The 419-nt window shown below is 74.9% G+C and carries 1 protein-coding gene; it reads right to left on the bottom strand.

What is annotated here, in order from left to right:
* Nucleotides 1-419, bottom strand: a 419-nt coding sequence (locus LPA42_RS33475) for a molybdopterin-binding protein (RefSeq protein ID WP_255705532.1), incomplete at both ends; no start/stop codon positions are given.

Raw genomic sequence — 419 nt, 5'->3', positions numbered from 1 at the left:
GACCGTGCAGGTACTGCCGGTAGCCCAGCGGCGAGAAGACGGGCTGGGCCGCGATCGCCTGCACGGTGCGGCGGAACAGCTGGCGCTTGCCCAGCATCAGCCGGATCGCCGGGCGGACGAACACCTCGAAGGCCACCAGCGCCGCGACGGGCTCCCCGGGCACGATGATGACCGGCACCTGCTCCCGGCCGATCCGGCCGAACGCCTGCACGGGCCAGGGGAACATCGTCACGGGCCGGAACCGCACGTCGCCGAGCGCGCCCAGCGCCTCGCGGACCGCGTCGCCCTCGTCGGCGAAGGTGCCCGAGATCAGCACCAGGTCGCTGCGCAGCGTCTGGCTCTCCAGCACCTCCGACAGCCGGCGGGGGTCGGCCGGCACGATGCCCGACCGGTAGGCGTCGGCCCCGGCGTCCCGGGCC

Origin of the sequence: Micromonospora sp. DH13 (genome assembly GCF_020873825.1) — a bacterium.
Lineage (GTDB): Bacteria > Actinomycetota > Actinomycetes > Mycobacteriales > Micromonosporaceae > Micromonospora > Micromonospora haikouensis.
The sequence above is the reverse complement of the archived record's forward strand: the minus strand, read 5'-3'. Positions and strand labels throughout refer to the sequence as shown.